Here is a 14,438-nt window from a genome sequence, read left to right as displayed (position 1 = left end):
CCGCATCAGCCTTCTGTGAAGCGGTGAAAGATCGTCGTTTTTTTGTCATCAGAATTCTCCTCGGGGGGTGAGATTAATTCACCGGAGGCAAAATTCCAATTCCATGAGAGGCAAGACAGAGCAACCGAAACACAGCACTGACTCGCCTACAAAACCTTGAGTACCTCATCGGGAACACAGTTTACCGACGTGCTCAGAGTCTTTTCGGGAGCGTTCTTCTCGTGCCAGGGCCGATTGCGATGTACCGTGTCTCTGCTCTGAAGGAGATTGTCGATGGCAAAAACCGCCCAAGCGTCTTCCTGAACGACACCTTCGCAGAGGACTTTGAGGTGACGGTTGCTATGCTCGCCAAGAACAAGCGGATCGTTTACGATCCAGAAGCCGTTGCCTACACCGTGGCGCCAGACACCCTGTCATCACTGGTGTCTCAACGTTATCGATGGATCCGAGGGAACATGCAGGTTTGCAAGAAGTTTGTGAAATCAATCAGAACGGAAGATTGTCCTGGCAGCTTGAGAACCCTGTTTTGGATGTCGCCGACTTTTCTGTTTGAGTTGAGTCTTCTGCCTTTTATTGTCTTATTTGCGATCTCTGGTCTTTTGACAGCCTCCTTCGCTGGCTACCACCTGCCACAGATTGAATGGCTGCTCGTTTTACCCTTATTGACGCTTTTCATCGGAGCAATTTCAGTCTTCGTCCAGAAAGACAAGCTAAGCTCGCTAATAGTCGTGCCAGTTTACGACGTCCTTTACGGCACTCTTCTGACCGTCGTCTGGCTAATTGCGGCCATCGACGAATTGAGAAGCACAAAAATGTCTTGGTAAAAGCTGCAATTGTCTGGCAAGCTGATTGACCTAGCAGAAACGCACTTTTCGCAAGGAGCTTATTGATGCGATTCCATCCGAATGCAGTTCTGATCTTCGTATTTGCACTACTGTTCAACCCGCCTGCGAGTGTTGGACAATTGGGCATCCGCGACAGAACTGCATTAGGTGACTCATTAAATCAGGATTCGTTTCGTTCGCCATCGGATGGAACGGAAAACCAGAGGGTCATTCTCGGCTACTTCCGGTCCTGGGATACGACCCAAGCAAACGCGCTTCCGTGGAAGACGCTTACACATGTGAGCCACGCATTTGTCAACATCAAAGGCGATGGTGAATTGTCTTGGGACCGCCAGATTCCTAGCAACTTACTAACGAAGATAGCTCATCGCCACGACGTCAAAGTCCTGCTTTCCATTGGCGGTGAGGGTTCGGGGGAGCGACTCTTTGAAATCGCAAACTCAACGATCAAAAGAAAAAGATTCCTAGCATCTATCATCAAAACCATTAAGACGTTTGGTTACGACGGGATCGATATCGATTGGGAGTTTCCGAACGCAACAACTTCGAAAGCATTTCATGCGATGCTGGCAGCGGTAAGAGCTGACCTGAACTTGCATCAAAATGCTGATCAACCTTTCATCCTCTCCGCCTCCATTCCAGCATCCGATTGGCATGGAAAATGGATTGATGCAAAACAAATCGCGGAACACTGCGATCTATTGCAAATCATGGCATACGACTTCACTGGGCCCTGGTCGACTCACGCGCTTCACCATGCTGCTACGCTCGCTTCTGAGCAGGACCTTAAGGCCGGCGGCTACTCCGTAAGCCTCGCTTTGAACTACTGGCTAAAGGAACGAGCGGTTCCAGCTAACAAGTGCCTCATAGGAATACCTTTGTACGGTCGCGTGTTCTCCGCCAATAAAGTAGGTGCCTCAGTGGTCAATGCACCAAAACACTCACAACAACCTCCAACCTTGCCGCTACACAAGATCGATGCACTTAGGCGAGCGGGGTGGCGACGTCTCCCGGGACCGGATCCGTGGCTTCGAGCTCCAAATCAACAGAGCCTTGTCGCTTTTGACGACCCAGCTTCGGTCAAGGCAAAGTGTCAAATGGCGAAGGATTTGGGATGTCGCGGCGCCTTTGTCTGGGCTCTTGGAGACGAAAAGGCAGTCAAGCCAGAGCTTCTTCAAGCAGCTTTCAACACCTTCGCACGATGACCCGACAACATTGTCAGAAAAAGCGCTTTTGGCTCATCGGAGAATGTTAGATGACGCCGCTTAATGCATGCCAGACTGACGACGACTAAAGCAGTATCTACCAGACTTCAGCGGAGATTGCCTGCTGGATATCCCTGCCGCTTCGTCAAATTCGTTCTTCCGAGGGCGCTCAGGCAAACTAATACGCACGCTTTCCTTTTCTGCGTAGTAAGCACACCAATGCTGTCATCGCGAAGATACTCAGCGATGCGGGCTCGGGGACCGCCGTTTGCAGATTCACGACGCGGAAGCCAATCCCCGGGTTGCTCTTGAACGTCGGGTAGCGATCGGTACGCCAAGATGAAGACAAAGACACCGTTGTAAAGTTCCAATACCCGCCGCGAATTCCACGATTCAAGTCGTTTTTACTGTTGGTGAGGTCAAAACTGGACTCCTCCCATTCCCAAATATTCCCGCTCATTCCAACGACGCCATAAGCGTTGGGGCCGCCCGCCTGCGCGACGTCACTCGGACCTGCCTCCGGAGCTTGTTGGTAGACGGCCGTATTATCGTCCGTGCCGCTCGCAACCGCACGGGGTGCCTCGCCATCTAAACTAGCGTAAGACCGCCAAGTACTATCTACTGGATCGAAGTAGGCCGCCTTGTACCATTCATCGACCGTTGGCAGCGCAAAGATGGCACCGGTATTCCGAAACGGGTTGTTTGCGTCATATCCCTCATCTCCAAGTTCCCAAAGTGAGATGTGATGGTTCACGCCACTCGTCGTGAATTTGTAGGCTGGGGAATAATCCTGGCTCGTATTTAACCAATTAACGAACCGCGCTGCCTCGTTCCAAGAAATCCCCACCGCAGGCCGATTCAGCCCATTGCCGTCACGCGACTCCATATCTGAGAGCGTTATTGTTTGCTCATTCACACTACCGTAGGCGGTGTTGTAAGCCTCGATCATACCCCGAGTCGCTTCATATTTTCCGATTTGGTACTCGTAGTGAACGGAGCCTACCGAACTAGGGATTCCATTTGTATCCGCGGTGTTCCCGGCGTTTCCAATCGAAACAAATTCCATCTCGAATGCACTGTCCCCGTTCCCGAAGCTTACGAAGCCAGCATGAACCGGAGCAACATAAAGCAACAGGGCCGCGACCGCAAAAAGGCATCGCGATATGTTACAGGACAATCTCACTCGACTAGGTTTCACAATCGAGCGCTCGTTCTTGCCCCATGTTGAAACATGATACATTACACCACCGTGATAATCTAGAAATGACATTTGATGTTCGTGGTTACCCATTACAGTCTTTAGGACACGTTTTTTAAGATAATCCAACACAATCGCATTATTCGCTTTTTTTACCCAAAACAATTCTGAATTGCTAAATCATCAATTGATCACCTGCCTGGGTATTTTCCCCGCTTCCATGAACCCAAGACTACGGTTGATGCACCTCGCTATCCAGATTGCCATCTCTTTGAGAGCCCCAAAAATACGTTCGCCACTAGGTGCATTTTCTTTTGCCAACTCGTCAAGTAACGGTGCCAGCGGAAGATCGATCGAGAATTACAGTCAATGACGCAGTCAGGCCATGGGACCAAACCATCAAAATCAACAGATGACGCAAACTTGACAGGGGATGGCAACACGATTTAGCGGCTCATGGATGGGCAGTCTACGGAAGGGGTCCGTGGCCTATACGCTAAGGTGCACGACACTTAGAAACCAGCGATGGTTAAGGTAACTATGTGGCAGCAAAAGTGGGCCCCGGCCCAGGAAGCGACGGCCTAAAGAGCTTCAACCACTTACCGTCCCCGTTTTTCACACTGTGCTTCATGGCGTTCGTGGTTAGGCGTCCTGGCTGTCTTGCCTCTCATGGAATTGGAATTTTGCCTCCGGTGAATTAATCTCACCCCCCGAGGAGAATTCTGATGACAAAAAAACGACGATCTTTCACCGCTTCACAGAAGGCTGATGCGGTTCGCAGGCATCTTAAAGACCAAATTCCTGTCTCGCAGATCGCTGACGAGATGCACGTCCAGCCAACGATGATCCACAACTGGATCAATTCCGTGCTTCAACAGGCTGAACGCTCTTTTGAGTCGCCGCGATCGACGAAGGCTGAAACGTCCAAGCACGATGCCAAGCTCCAGAAGATGCGTGAGAAACTCGACGCTAAGAACGAAGTCATCTCTGAGCTGATGGAGGAGAACATCCGCTCAAAAAAAGAAAATGGGGAGCTCTAACCGGTCGCTGGGTTCCTCACGATACACGAGACCAAATCGTCGATTACATCAACCATTGGACGAAACAAACTGAGCTGCCTGCAAAGCAACTGCTGCTGTGGCTTGGCTTGGCTTGGCGGCCAACAAGTTCCACACCTGGAAGAAACGCTACGGAATGGTCAATGACCACAACGGAAAGATCCCTCGCGACTGGTGGCTCGCGGATTGGGAGCGGCAAGCCATTGTCGCGTTCCATGACAAGAATCCACTGGAGGGTTATCGCCGATTGACTTTCATGATGCTTGACGATGACATCGTTGCGGTGAGCCCTTCGACGGTTTATCGCGTTCTCAAAGCAGCGGGGCGTTTGGACCGCAAATCCGCGACCAAGTCGCTCAAAGGAACAGGCTTCAAACAGCCTAAAAAGCCGCATAGCCATTGGCATACCGATGTTTCTTACATCAACGTTGGTGGAACGTTTTTTTACTTGATCACGGTACTCGATGGCTTCAGTCGTTACATCGTGCACCATGAACTTCGCGAGTCGATGACGGAAGTGGATATTGAGATTGTGATTCAAGCAGCGCTGGAAAAACATCCCGGTGTGAAGCCCCGAATCATCAGCGACAATGGTCCGCAGTACATCGCGAAAGACTTTAAAGCATTCGTTCGCTTCAACGGTTTGACGCATGTGACGACGAGTCCTTACTACCCGCAAAGCAACGGAAAGCAGGAGCGATTTTACGGGACGTTGAAGACGGAGTGCATTCGTCCCAATCCGCCGCGAGATCGTGACGAAGCGGTCAAGCAAATAGCTGCTTATGTGTGTCATTACAACGAGACGCGTTTGCACAGCGGGATCGGTTACATCACGCCAGCGGACTGCTTGAATGGCCTGTCCGGCGAGATCCATGCAGAGCGTGATCGCAAGCTTGAAGAAGCTCGTTCACGCCGTCGCGAGCAAGCATCACTTGCAATCGCGAGCTGATGTGAGAGACTGAGAGAACTTGGTCGGAGGATAGGGCACTGGTGAGGACCAACCCGAGCGCCGTGCCAAGTGAAACGTCGAAGGGCAGCGGTGTCAGACGATGTCGCTACTCTTCCCTTCGATGTTTCCACAATGCGAAAAACCTTCGGGCAGGATGCCTGATCTTCACGGCAGGAAGCCGCCATCCTGTACTACTCGCCGGTTAGCAAATTCCAATTCCCGTTGAACCAAGACATGGCCACATGTGCCAAATCATCGGACTGCCGCGTTAAGCACAAGCCGACGTCGTTACGCTAGTCCGACCCGGTGCCACATGCGGGAGAATGCACACTCGCTCGCATCCAACGCTGCACATGGAAGACGTCCCTTTGCATTCATCCGCAGCCTCAGTAAGGACGACCGGCATTTATCAAGGACGGCGCGCCCCGTTTGGCCAACACTTAGAGCCATCATCAAAGGGGAACGAACTCATCGGAAAGCCGCGTCTTTTTTGGGGCAACTGTAACACCCGACTCGCGGACAAACGAAACCTTGCCCCCTGCAGCCAGCGCGGTCTGCTATCGTAGTGCACAAGCGTGACTTGTCACGAGCAAGAAGTTTCGTGCAGCATGCGCTGGCGCCCAACTGCAACCATTGCGTGGTGTTGCGACAAGCACCGCTCAGCGTTTGTCGCGACCGACATGAAACTCATCTAAATATCCTTTGGCCTTCAGGCAGTGTTTGCCTAGTGGGAAACACAAGACCAGAGGTCTCGTCACTAAACTGGGGTTATTAAAAATCATGAATCAAAACGTTGACTTATCCGCTGAATTTGCCCAGAACGCAGAACTTCAAACAGTAGCCGCCGCCGGCGGCGCCATCTTCATGGTGTTCATGTTGGCAGCGCTCGCCCTTTCCGTGGTGATGATCGCTGGAATGTGGGCACTGTTTACCAAAGCGGGAAAACCAGGTTGGATGGCCATCATTCCAATCTTGAACGCCTGGGTGCTGGTCGAGATTTCCGGCCGATCAGCGCTGTGGTTTGTTCTCATGTTCATTCCACTGGTCAACCTTGTCGCCATCCTCTTAATTTGGATGGATGTGGCCAAGAGCTTCGGCAAAGGTCCAGAGTATGGCATCGGCCTTTTGTTACTGCCCTACGTATTCGTTCCGGTCCTAGGTTTCGGAAGCGCCCAGTACACACCCCAAGCGTCGCCAGGCCTGGTGTAACGCATTAGGTGATCCGACAATCCGGCGTCTTCAAGGGGGCACCTGCTCATTTCGAGTGGTGCCTCCTTTTTCAATGCGCTTGCTGTCATGTCTATCTACAATCTGCCCCGTCGCAAACAGACTGGATAAACGGGACTGGTACCGAGTTGTTCAAACGCCAACAACGGACGATTCTAATGGAACGCCGATGGCTGCCCAACTGTGCCGCTCCCTTCGGCACTCGTATCTCATGAGCCGATGGAGCTTGAACGGCGCCTTGCTGACAATCAGGCGTTTCGGAACGACGGCCCCTAGCAACTCATAGCCAGAGCCCTTGGATGCTAGAAACTTACTAAGTTTCTACCTACAATGCTGATCGGCACGACCGCGCTGCATTGCAAGCTGAGTTGTGCCGACCTTGCAACGACGTTCGAACGATTAAGATGCGTTTTTGAATGTCAACCGGGCATCATGTTGCGTGATGGAACTCGTTCTGCATGCTCTCTGCGTCTGAACTGGAGGTGTTCTAGCAACATCACGTCGAATTGCCCGACTCAGCGAGTCAGGCACCCGAAAGTGACTGAACGAGACACCATGCGCTACAAACATTGAAGGCGACAATTTTCATGACGCGATTTCCATTGGCCCACGCACTCGCACATGCCGTCATCGTTGCCCTGACGTTGGTGACGTACGCGGTTGGGAATCCACCGGAGGTTCGATTTCCGGCAAAACATCGAGCGTTCCTCCAGCAGCATTGCTTCGACTGCCATGACTCAGCGACTCAAGAAGGGCAGGTCAATCTCGAATCCCTTTCCTTTCGCATCATCAACATTGAGCAAGCCGAACTCTGGCAAAAGATCCTCAACTCCCTGAACGCTGGCGAAATGCCACCCGAAGATGTGACGCAGCCCAACAACGCTGACAAGGCGGACTTCCTTGATGCCTTAGCCCAAACCATGGTGCGAGCACGCCAGGCACTGTCTGATTCAGGCGGCAAGATCACGATGCGACGTCTCAATCGGCGTGAATATCGCAACACCATCAAACAGTTGACCGGCGTCCAACTGGATGTGGGCACGCTGCCAGCCGACGGCGGATCAGGAACCTTTGATACCGTTGGCTCCTCTCAGTTTATCTCCAGTGATCAATTCGAACAGTATCTCCAACTGGGACGCAGTGCCATCGACGAAGCGTTGGAGCGGCAGCGAGCTCAAACGCCATCTTCGCAAGCATTCCGCCTCGAACCGGAGACGACGATCAATCCAGCCAATGAGAAAGAGGTGGCTGCGATCGAAGATGCTCAGCGGCGGTTCACCCGGTGGCAGGTGGGTGTCGACCAGGCAGCGAAGCTGCCGAAGAACCAAGCCAAGATTGAGGAGATCAGTCAACAAGATGCCTCCATCAAACATCCCATTCACTTTTACCGGCATTCCGACCTACTAGATGACGCCCCCGACCCCAAAGACTACGGCTTCAGCGATGCAGCCAAAGCCGCTTCCAGTAATCCTCAGTGGGATCGCGCACAGTTGGCTTATCACAAGCACTACCTCACTCTCCCTCACCGCGACCGAGGCACGTATCTGAAACTTGCGCACGGAACGGGACGTGTGGTGGTCACAGTGAATGAAGACTTGCCGCCTGGCAAGTACTTGCTGCGTGTTCGAACCGGCGTCGTGCCAGGCTCGCCCTCCGCTCGCCACTTCATCCAAATCGGCCATCCACAGCGACAAGTTCCCCGAAACCGTGGTCTAGCGGGCCAACCACTGAGTACTCATCAGGTCTCAGGCACGATCCAACAACCGGAGATCATTGAGATTCCGCTCGAAATGAGACCTGAGACCCCGCGCGAGTTCGCGATTCAGGAAAAGCAGCCCAACAATGGCAACCTCAAAGCGCTTTGGGATGCACACAATCGACTCAAACAAAAGAACGGATATGGACATCCACCGGCCATCTGGATCGACTGGGTTGAACTGGTTGGACCAATCGATGCAACCAACAAACGCTGGAAGCAGCGACGTGAAGTTGAATTGCATGCCAATCGCAAAGTGGGTGGCACGTACAACGGTTACTTCAAAGGCGGCCACGACAAAGCGCAAGCCTTCTTGCAAACCGGCAAGCCACAAAAGGGAATGGTTGATGAGCAAGAAGCCAAGTTTCGCATTCGGCAGTTTGAAGAACAAGGCCCGACGTACCGACGTTACCTTGATGATCCACTGACTCAATCGGGATCGTTCCTCACCATTGCAGATTGCAACAAGGAAGAGTTCATCGCGTTGCCTCCAGAGCATCCTACCGGCTGGTTGAAAACGGAACACGTTGTTCCGAATTTGCCACCGGGCGAGTACAAGTTGCGATTCCGTCTCGGCGCCATCCCAGGCACTCCATCCGATCGCCACTTCGTCGATCTTGGTGCAGTGCCAGAAAAGAACGCGTTCAATCAGATTGCGACCTTTCAAATCACCGGTTCCATCGACCAGCCTCAGACCATCGAAGTTCCTGTTCAGTTGGCAAAGAACAGTCCGCGCAAGTTTGCTCTGCGTGAAAAGCGTGACCCCAAGTTAGACAACCAACGCGACAGGGCAGCTCGGAAAGCAACCGGCGTGGGCCCCGTCCCCGCGTTGTGGATTGACTGGGTGGAATGGGAAGGGCCGTTTAGTCATCAGGTGGAAGCTTCGCCACTGCAAGCAATCATTGCTGACAACACACGTCGCTTGAAACAACCAAACGCCACCCGAGAGAAAACCTCGGCGTCTCCCATCGGCGAGTCGAATTTCGAACTGCCACAAGCTCGCGCGACCATCACAGAGTTTGCCCGTGCCGCTTTTCGCGGCGTCAAACCTGACAGGGCGTTCATTGACAAGCTTGTCGCGATTTATCAAACACGACGTCAAGCGGGGGAATCGTTTGACGCGGCGATCCGCACGCCACTGTCTGTGATTTTGGCTTCACCAGGTTTTCTGTATCTCAACGAGCCCAGCGACGAATCCCAGCCTCGGCCACTGAACGACCGAGAGCTCGCCGTACGGCTCGCATACTTTCTCTGGAGTGGTCCTCCAGACGCAGAACTGCTTCAATTAGCCAACGACAACCAACTGCATCTTCCCAAGATTCTTGAGCAACAGGTTGATCGACTGATTGCTGATCCGCGTTCGGATGAATTCGTGGCCGGGTTCGTCCACCAATGGCTGGAGATGGAACGCTTGGATTTCTTTCAGTTTGATGCCAACCTGTATCAAGATTTTGATGAAAGTACCCGCGCGGCGACTCGCCAAGAAGTCTATCACTCGTTCGCACATTTGTTGCGTTGTGGAGTTGTTCCACAAGACGCTGAATCGAAGAGTCCGACGACCACCGAGCAGGGTCGCATCGGCAAGCTACTGAAGAGCGACTATGTGTTTGTCAACGGCTTGCTTGCAAACTACTACGGGATGGAAGGAGTCAGCGGAGACGCGTTCCGTAAGATCAATTTGCCGGCCGATTCACCGCGTGGTGGACTGCTGGGCATGGCCGCCATCCATGCCATGGGCAGCGACGGCATCGTCAGCAGTCCAGTCGAGCGGGGTGCCTGGGTTTTGCGTTACCTGCTAAACGATCCTCCGCCACCCGCTCCACCCAACGTGCCACAGATCTCGCGACTCGAAGGCCAGGTTCTGACTGCTCGCGAGCGATTGCTGGCGCACCAACAAGAACCACAATGCGCGAGCTGCCATCGCAAGATCGACCCCATTGGGTTTGGTTTAGAAAACTTTAACGCCGCAGGAAAGTGGCGTACCGAGGACTCTTATCAGGCGCGTGACAATCGGGGACGCGGTGTCGGCAAACGCCAGACATGGACGATTGACCCCTCAGGTGCGTTCCATCAAGGTCCCGAATTCAATGGCTATCAGCAACTGCGCGACCGGATCGCTGAACGTGAAGAAGACTTCGCTCGCGGCTTCACTGAACACTTGATTGAATACGCCTTAGGTCGCTCGTTCGGATTCACAGACAAGGCGCTAGCAGACGAAATCGTCACATCGGCCAGGGGCAAGGACTTCGCCGTGAGCCAGTTCATCCACGCACTCGTCCAAAGCAAAGCCTTTCAGACCAAATAGCCTCTCAGCTGAATGACTCATGCAACAACCTGTCGCCCGACGTTCCCAGCCGGGGATAAACTCTGACTCCAAACGCTAGGCGTCATCTGGCCTTTTCCCTCCCTCCTTATTACCAGCGTCTCACCATGCCAACGACTGCAACTCTTTTTCGCCAACTGCCTCTCGTCATGCTGCTGTGTGCTAGCCTGCTACCGCCCAGCGATGTGTTCTCCACCGATGCCTTTGCCACCGAACCACCGGCCTTTGAATCGAAACTCTTTACCAAAGGCACACTGGTGTATTCGGACGATTTCGATGGACCTTTGAACCGCCAACGCTGGGGTGCTCCCACCCAGGACAAGCAAATCAAGGACAGCAAGCTGATCGTCAGTGCCAAGTTTCAATCCAAAGAGGAGGCGATGAAGGTCCTGAAACGCGATCATCACCTCGGTTTAGAACCGGTCGTCCATCTGAACCAGATTCCCGAAGCCTTTGTCTGCCACCTTCGTTATCAATTCGACGCTGAAAAGCTCACCCCGGGTCGACCAAGTTTTCAGATTGGGCATCACATGATCATCCTCAGCTACCTGGAGGGAGGCGGCCATCGAATTAAGCTCCCAGAAGGTCCAACATTCAGCGAACCTGAATCGGGGATGAAGCTAGGTGAGTGGATCGACCTTGTGATCGAATACAAGAAAGGCACCCTAACAATCGGGGTCAATGGCCACAGCAAGACCTACCAGCATGATGCAGTCACGACGGACAATCCGAAAGACAAGTTCGGACCAAGATTCAGCCTCAAGGGAGGCCCAGACTGCCGGATTGTTTTCGACTCGGTACGGCTCTGGAAGTGCGAACCCTAAGTTTCAACCGCCACGCCTCCAAGACAACCTGATTGAGTCAACCAAAGATGAACCGCATCACTAGCCTTTTCGTGCTTCTGCTTATAGCGTCTTCCGCTACCGGCAAGTCCCCCCAGAACGTTGTGTTGATCTTAGCCGATGACCTCGGCTGGGCGGACACAACACTGTATGGCAAAACCTCATTCTATGAGACACCGAACATTCAGCGTCTGGCTGCCCGCGGCATGACCTTTTCCAACGCCTATGCAAGCCCGATCTGCTCGCCCACACGGGCCAGCATCATGACGGGCCAAAACCCAGCACGTCATGGAATGACTGCTCCAGCGGCTCACCTTCCGACGACCCGTTTTGAAGCCACCGTCAGCGCAAGTGGGCCGGCCCATCAAAAGTGCACCAACGTCCGCAGCAGCACGCGTTTAGCAACCGAGTTGCCATTCCTGAGCGAGCTGGTCAAAGACGCCGGTTACTCCACCGCACACTTTGGCAAATGGCATCTCGGCCGCGAGCCACATTCGCCACTGGAACGGGGATTCGATCTCGACTTGCCGCACTGGTGGGGACCTGGACCAAAATCGAGCTACCTTGCGCCCTGGGGTTACGAGCATCCTGACTTCAAAGAAGGCCAACCGGGCGAACACATCGAAGATCGCATGGCAGCCGAAGCGGTCGCGTGGCTCAAGAATCGTGACTCAAACCATCCGTTTTTCATGAACTATTGGCAGTTCTCTGTACACGCCCCGTTCGGCGCCAAACCAGAACTGATTGAGTACTACCGACAGAAACTTGGCAACTCGGTCGTGGGATTAGAAAAGCCCGAGACCCGTGAAAAGCGGCTTCAGTCGCATCCGCCAGGCGTTGGGCTTCCACAGCAATCACCGACTTATGCTGCGATGGTGCACTCTCTTGACGATGCTGTCGGAAGCCTGCTCGATGCGATTGATGCCGAAGGGATTGCTGACGAAATCATCATCATCTTCTACTCCGACAACGGCGGGAACATTCACTGCGGCCTCGAAGAAACCGCTGCATCAGGCAACCGTTACATCACTCCCATTACCAGCAACGCCCCCTTGCGTGGCGGAAAAGGCGGTATCCATGAAGGCGGCATTCGAGTGCCGGCCGTAGTGGTTTGGCCAGGAATGACGCAACCAGGCTCGCGGAGCGAAGTGCGAATCCAGTCAAACGACTTGTATCCGACGATCCTGAAGATGCTGCAAGTTGAACAGCCCAAGGAGCACGCCATCGATGGCGTGGATTTCACTCAAGCACTGCGCGGTCAAGCGATGGAGCGTGGTCCAATGTTTACCTATGTGCCTGGGCATGGAGCAACACCCCATTGGTTACCACCTTCGATGGCTGTTCATCATGGTGACTGGAAACTCATTCGCACCTTCCACTACGGCGAACATGGCGAACATGAATACCGTCTTTACAATCTTCAAGAGGACCTTGGCGAAAGCGATAACTTGGCCGGCGTTCACCCCCAGAAGGTCAGGGAACTCGACCAGCTGATCGAACAGTACATCGCTGCAGCAGATGTTGTCGTGCCGCAGCCTAATCCTAACTTTGATCCAGCAGCCTTTGATCCGGCGACGATCGGAGTTCAACCTGGTGGCCTGAAGATGCCGCCCGCATTCAAGTCGTCGCAAGTTAAAACCGCTGACCCGAAACCTGCGAATGCTGCCAGCCAAAAGTCACTGCTGGGGTGGATCGCCAAAAACACTCCGTCGCGCGTGCAGGGCGAGACGCTGCAATTGAGTCCAGCGGGACGCAGGGCATTCATCGCCAATGCAAAGATTCGGGTCCCAGGCCCGGTCGACGTCAAACTTCGAATGAAGACTCGGAAAGCCGGCGTCTGCCGACTGCAATGGCGAACCGAGGATCAGGATACGTTCCCCGAAACGGGACAAGAGCAATCATTCGACGTTGATGGCGGTGACTGGCAAGAACTGAGCGTGCCCTTGAAGATCCAAGGCCGTCTGGTGCACTTGCGTCTCGTGCTATCGGACTCCAAACAACCAACGGAGATCGATTGGATCGAAGTCAACTCCACGGGAGATCAACCCCAACAGAGTCAACGATGGGACTTCAAAGAGACCAAAGATCCCAAGGAGCCCGTCAAGGTCAATGACAAGGTGAAGCACAAGCCAGCTGCCGTATCCACTGACCGACCCCAACCGTTTAGCTTCCATGAAAGCTTCGATGATTTCGATGCGAGTCAATTTCTGACCACAATTCCCAACAAGAATACAGAGGTCAAAAAAGGCGTGCTATGGACGCATGGAGCCAGCGGCGGCAAGTACCCGCCGATGGTCTACTTGGAGGTCGATGGAAAGGACCTCGACATTTCTTTCCGATACCGACACCTCCAAGCAGGCGGCATGGTCTGGTTCTTTGTCGATGGCGATGACGGTTTTGGCAGCATCGACCACATGCTCCGGGTTAAATTCAATCGCAGTGGGATCCAGCTACAGATCGATGCACACTCACTGGACCCCAATCATCCAGACCGGCAAAACAATGCACGGCCAGCCGACCCCGTCAGTGGTGCTTACCGATTGAACAAGCGTTTTCCCCAGGAAGATGTCAATCTCACAACCAATGTCTGGCGAGACGTCTCACTTTCCTTCCAAGGCAATCAGGTCACGATCGCGGTTGATCAGGATGTCTGGCACAAGACACTGGAGCATGCTTGTTTCAACCAGACCAAACGCAAATTGCTATGGATGCAAAATGGAGGCGAACAGGGGATTGAGATCGACGACATTAAGATCAAGGAATCACCGGAGGCACGCTAATCGTCTTCACAAGCAACCAGCGGGCAGAGCAGACGGCCAGCCATGCCTTTCATTTTTGCAGGCATAGAGCAAATGTGACAAGCGGTCGCAAACCGCGTCACACTTAATCTCTATTGTCCAGTTGCTTTCCCCCAAGGCCGTGAGTTTTGCCACCGATGCCTGCCGTTGACCCGACAACCACCACCGCTGTACTTTCGAGGCCCAACTCTGCACGTTCTGAAATGGTCTCCGCGAAGAAACCAACGTTGCCATCAG

General features: G+C 53.4%; 8 protein-coding genes and 1 pseudogene. 8 read left to right on the top strand and 1 reads right to left on the bottom strand.

The features are described from left to right. Nucleotides 1-131: 131 nt before the first annotated feature. Nucleotides 132-824: pseudogene (locus tag SV7mr_RS08650) on the top strand (glycosyltransferase family 2 protein); the annotation flags it as partial. Between the two features lie 65 nt (nucleotides 825-889). Next, complete coding sequence (locus SV7mr_RS08645; RefSeq protein WP_145271096.1) at nucleotides 890-2,050, top strand: glycoside hydrolase family 18 protein; 1,161 nt, start codon at nucleotides 890-892, stop codon at nucleotides 2,048-2,050. 178 nt (nucleotides 2,051-2,228) lie between these two features. Here SV7mr_RS08645 and SV7mr_RS08640 read toward each other — a convergent pair whose 3' ends face one another. Beyond that, on the bottom strand, nucleotides 2,229-3,413 hold the full coding sequence (locus tag SV7mr_RS08640; RefSeq protein WP_145271093.1) for a formylglycine-generating enzyme family protein: 1,185 nt from the start codon (nucleotides 3,411-3,413) through the stop codon (nucleotides 2,229-2,231). 560 nt (nucleotides 3,414-3,973) lie between these two features. Between SV7mr_RS08640 and SV7mr_RS08635 the strand changes: the two genes are divergently transcribed. The 6 genes from SV7mr_RS08635 (at nucleotide 3,974) to SV7mr_RS08605 (ending at nucleotide 14,183) form a co-directional block, all read left to right on the top strand. Then, nucleotides 3,974-4,288, top strand: coding sequence for a transposase (locus SV7mr_RS08635; RefSeq protein ID WP_145271091.1), 315 nt, complete (start codon nucleotides 3,974-3,976; stop codon nucleotides 4,286-4,288). A 97-nt stretch (nucleotides 4,289-4,385) separates the two neighbouring features. After that, a complete protein-coding gene (locus SV7mr_RS08630) occupies nucleotides 4,386-5,255 on the top strand; it encodes an IS3 family transposase (RefSeq protein ID WP_145271088.1) in 870 nt (289 codons plus the stop codon). A gap of 780 nt (nucleotides 5,256-6,035) precedes the next feature. Next, on the top strand, nucleotides 6,036-6,464 hold the full coding sequence (locus SV7mr_RS08625; protein ID WP_419188274.1) for a DUF5684 domain-containing protein: 429 nt from the start codon (nucleotides 6,036-6,038) through the stop codon (nucleotides 6,462-6,464). Between the two features lie 605 nt (nucleotides 6,465-7,069). Further along, complete coding sequence (locus tag SV7mr_RS08615) at nucleotides 7,070-10,543, top strand: DUF1592 domain-containing protein (protein ID WP_145271085.1); 3,474 nt, start codon at nucleotides 7,070-7,072, stop codon at nucleotides 10,541-10,543. Nucleotides 10,544-10,668: 125 nt separating this feature from the next. Continuing rightward, the gene (locus SV7mr_RS08610) at nucleotides 10,669-11,385 is read left to right on the top strand and encodes a polysaccharide lyase family 7 protein (protein ID WP_145271082.1); all 717 of its coding nucleotides are present in this window, start codon (nucleotides 10,669-10,671) and stop codon (nucleotides 11,383-11,385) included. Nucleotides 11,386-11,432: 47 nt separating this feature from the next. Then, a complete protein-coding gene (locus SV7mr_RS08605; protein ID WP_145271079.1) occupies nucleotides 11,433-14,183 on the top strand; it encodes a sulfatase in 2,751 nt (916 codons plus the stop codon). The last annotated feature ends 255 nt before the right edge of the window (nucleotides 14,184-14,438 follow it).

Source organism: Stieleria bergensis, from assembly GCA_007745635.1.
Lineage (GTDB): Bacteria > Planctomycetota > Planctomycetia > Pirellulales > Pirellulaceae > Stieleria > Stieleria bergensis.
This window is presented reverse-complemented; position numbering and strand designations above follow the sequence as displayed.